We start from the raw sequence: 3,881 nt of genomic DNA, 5'->3' as shown, positions 1-3,881 counted from the left end.
TCGGAGTGGTATCTGCCACCGCTGCCGTCCGCGCAGGTGCCGCCGAGGGTGTTGGGCGCGTTGAGCTCGGGCCCCACCGGTCCACGGCCGTTGACGAGGCTGCCCGTGTCACAGCCCGAGGCCACCCCGCTGCACCGGGGCACCTTCAGGGTCGAATCGTAGCTGGCCGTCACCGTCAGCGCCGCCCCCTGGCTCACGAACTCCGCGGTCTGCGCCTCCTCACGCGCGCACGCCCATAGCCCCACCGCCAGTACTGCCATGACATACTGCTTCCACATGAATCATTCCCCCGCGTGAACAGCTTTCGCGGGGCTACCTACCAGCGGCGCCGGGTTGTCACTGTGAGGCACCTCACACCGGGGATGTGAGAACGGTCACAGGGGTGGTTGCACTCAGGGACTGTTCTTCGCCGCGCCGCGGGTGCACCGCGATCCTCCCAAGCGGGGAGCGGTGCGTTGCGGCGTCGGAGAGCGCTCGGTAATAATCTGCCCCCATGGCAGAGGAAGAGGGCAGCAGGTTGGAAGCATCGGGGAGCGGGCAGGTGGATGCTTATGCGAGTGAGCTCGAGAGCGTCGGCTCTCAGGCCGCTTACGATGCGTTCCTCGCCGCCGCGAAGCTCCTCGACCCAAGCGTCATCGAGGAGTGCTGTGCCGACGTCGTGCTCGCCTACCACAACGTGTCGCGCGGCGTTGAGAACGTGGTGGGCAGCGGGGCGGTGGTCATCGGCAAGCTGCCCGACGTGAACGTCGTGGAGCTCTCGTTGCTCCCGCGACTTGCCCAGGGGTTGGTCTTCGCCACGCTTCAGGTGCACCGCGAGCTCCGCGGGACGCCGTTCGGAGTGCTCTTCGAGCGGGCGCAAGTCCTGCGTCGCAAGCTGCGAAAGGCCGCCGACGCCCTCGCCGAGGCGGGCCTCCTCGCCGACACCGACATCGATGAAGTCCGGCTCCAGGCTCGGCAAGATGTCATGGAGGACTGCCTGGCTCTCGCCGCGTTGTTTCGCAGGAACGAGGGGAGGATCACGGGTCGCTCGCCCATCTCCGCCGCGGATCTCCGCGAGGCGGAGCAGGTCGCCGACAAGCTGCGCACGATGCTCGGGCAGCAAGGGGACGCGAGCGATGGGGGATCACCCTCCCTCGTCAAGGTCATCGAGATGCGCGACCGGTTCTGGACGTTGTTGTTCCAGCGCTACGACGTGCTCTGGCGGTGCGGTGCGTGGATCTACGGCCGTACGGTCGATGAGCGCGTGCCGCCGCTTCCAATCCGGCAGTCGGTGTTCCGGAAGTTCCAGAGTGTGCCGGTCGCGCGTGACGCAACGCGGACGGTGTCGGAGCAGCGGCGCATCGTGAGTCCTCCTCCCCTCATGCCCACGCGCGTGAGCACGCCCTCCAGTGGATCCGCGCGCGACTCGGCCCGGCACCTGGGTGATTTGCAGCGTGAGTTGGAGCGGAAGACCCGTTTCCTCGTCCGGATCGGCGCCATTCCGCCCCCGCGCTGAACAAGCCTCGACGCCCAGGGGGAGGGGAGGCGTGCTCCGCGTCTACGCGGAGACACGCCTCGGCCCGCCGAGGCGGGCGGGCGAGCAAGGCTGGCGTCAGGGGGGCGGTGCCTGGGTGGTGAGCGGCGCCTGGGTGGTGGCCGGCGCCGCGATCTCGGTGAGCAGGAGCACTTCGGCTCGGCGGTTGAGCTGGCGCTCCTGGTCGGTGGCGGGTTTGTCGCTCACGGGCCAGTCCGAGCCAAAGCCGCGGATCCGCACCCGCGTGGCGGGGACGCCCTGGTCGATCAGGTAGCGCCGGACCGCCTGGGCGCGTCGCAGCGACATCATCATGTTGGACGTGACGGTGCCGTCGGTGTCCGCATGCCCCTCGACGATGATGGTGCCCCCCTTGGTCAGCTCCGGCAACCGAAGGACGACCTGGTCCAGCAGCGGGACCACGCCCTCGAGCTCCGAGCTGCCCTGCGCGAAGTGGATCTCTCCCCGCAGCACGACCCTCTCCTGGGGGCCGGGCTGGTAGGGCCGCGGAGGCTCCCGCGGCGTTCCGTTGGCCGAGGTCTCCTGGGACTCGTCACGGGTGAGGGAGTTGAGCTCCCAGGTGCCCACCGGACGGATCTGATCGTCTTTCTCCGAAGCCTTTGGCGCGGCCAGCGCGAGTTGCAGATCGCGATTCGCGTGCTCGTCGAGGAAGGAGATCCGGGGAGGTGGCTCCTGGCGGAAGGCAACGCCCGCGAGCATGCGGAAGAGAGGTGTCCCGGGCGCTCCGCCCAGGCCGGGCCCGCCCAGGACGAAGGCGTCCAACCCCACCAGCAGCGGGAAGCGCACGCCTCCCATCAGCTCCATGGAGACCTCGGGTCGCTTGGTGGAGAGGGTGGTGCGCAGGCCCAGCTCTCCCCGCAGCCCCTTACCCGTGGTGGCCAGCGCGGCGCCCAGGCGGATCTCCGCCTCCGCCCCCGGCTTGGCCACGCTCTCGGAGGTGTCCAGCAGAGGGGTGGGGCGGAACAGCACGCCCGCCTCGAGCGAGGGCTGCAGCCAGCCCAGGGTCGTGCCCACCACCATTCGTGCGTGGAAGCGGGGACCCGCATCACCCGCCAGCGCCAGGCCGGTGCCCACCGGCAGTCCCACGCCCAGGTCCGCCGACAGGTCCACGGGTTGCCGGTAGCCGCGCGACAGCAAGCCCAACCGCGCCTGGAGCACGGGGGTTCCAATCCCCTGGCCAGCCAGCGGGGCCAGGCCCAGCTGGCTCGGATCATCTCCCTGCTGCCAGAGTACGAAGGGGATCTGGGCCCCCACCTCGAGCCACGACAACACGCCGTAGCTGGCGGAGAGCAGCGCCGTCGCCCTGTCGCTCACCACCCGCAGCTCGCTCACCTCGTCGCTCAACACCAGGGGCATGTGCTGGTAGTGCCCCAGGAGGCTCACGCTCAGGCCCCCGGGCACCATCAGCTCGCCGTTGCCGACGAGCAACGTGCCGCGTCCCATGTTCGTTTCCAGCCGCTCCAGGTCGAAGCCCGGCAACGTCTCGGGGGCCTCGTCGGTGGACTGCGCGGAAGCGAGCGAGCACCCCAGCAGTACCGCGGCCACTGCCCCCCTGGTGGATGAATGTAGACGCATGTAAGTTTCTCTGGCTGCTCCCGGGAGATGGCGAGAAGTGGCCCGTGGAGACGCGGAGCGTCCTCTCCCTGGAGCAATCTGCCCCGTGGCAATCCTACCGCTCTTCGTGGGGGAAGGGACAAGGGCCCCGGATCAACTTCCTGGCCGTGAAGTGACCCGGCCTGGGCGTCCACTCCGGGAAGCCCCTGCCGCCTGGAACAGCGGCAGGGGTCGAGGACGCGCTCCTTCAGCCCGGCCCCCTCAGTTGGCGCACACGAGGCCGCCGGTGTTGCCGTCGAAGGTGTTCTTGTAGGTGGCCAGCTCGTAGTCCGTCGACACCGGGGTGCTGTCAGCGTGGTCGCCACTGCTCACGGTGATGCCGCAGCCAGACGAGTTCTTGAACGTGCTGTTGGTCACGAAAGCGCCAAGCTCCCTGTACACGTTCACGTTGCCCGTGCCGACGCTGCCCGCGGCCCCGGCGTGGGTGACGGTCACGTAGTCGAGCTTGCTCCCACCGGCGTACCAGAAGTGCAGCCCGCGCCAGTGTCCCTTGGTGGGCGAGAGCGCATCCGGGATGAAGCGGATCGGAGCTTCCGCGGTCCCCACGGCGATCAGGGTCCCGGAATCCCCGGGGCTACCGACACTGAACGCAAGGTCCGCGCCGAACCGCAGTTCCGTCCCCGCGGAGATGGTCAGCGTTGGACTGGATGCGGAACCCACGTTGACGTTGTCGGTCATCACGTAGGGAATCCCGATGTTCGGCCACGTCTGGGTGGTGTACACGCCGCAGCAGGTG

General features: G+C 69.0%; 2 protein-coding genes and 2 pseudogenes. 1 reads left to right on the top strand and 3 read right to left on the bottom strand.

From position 1 onward, the window contains the following. Positions 1 to 260 (bottom strand): annotated as a pseudogene (locus VF697_RS19640) (peptidase M28); the annotation flags it as partial. Positions 261 to 541: 281 nt separating this feature from the next. On the opposite strand from VF697_RS19640, the gene VF697_RS19635 reads away from it, so the two are divergent. After that, positions 542 to 1,495 carry a hypothetical protein gene (locus tag VF697_RS19635; protein ID WP_331097208.1) on the top strand — a complete coding sequence of 318 codons (954 nt, stop codon included), beginning with the start codon at positions 542 to 544 and terminating at the stop codon, positions 1,493 to 1,495. A gap of 96 nt (positions 1,496 to 1,591) precedes the next feature. Here VF697_RS19635 and VF697_RS19630 read toward each other — a convergent pair whose 3' ends face one another. Next, the gene (locus VF697_RS19630; RefSeq protein ID WP_331097206.1) at positions 1,592 to 3,076 is read right to left on the bottom strand and encodes an OmpA family protein; all 1,485 of its coding nucleotides are present in this window, start codon (positions 3,074 to 3,076) and stop codon (positions 1,592 to 1,594) included. A gap of 270 nt (positions 3,077 to 3,346) precedes the next feature. After that, positions 3,347 to 3,881 (bottom strand): annotated as a pseudogene (locus tag VF697_RS19625) (Ig-like domain-containing protein); the annotation flags it as partial.

The organism is Archangium sp. (genome assembly GCF_036388035.1).
Classification (GTDB): domain Bacteria; phylum Myxococcota; class Myxococcia; order Myxococcales; family Myxococcaceae; genus Archangium.
The sequence above is the reverse complement of the archived record's forward strand: the minus strand, read 5'-3'. Positions and strand labels throughout refer to the sequence as shown.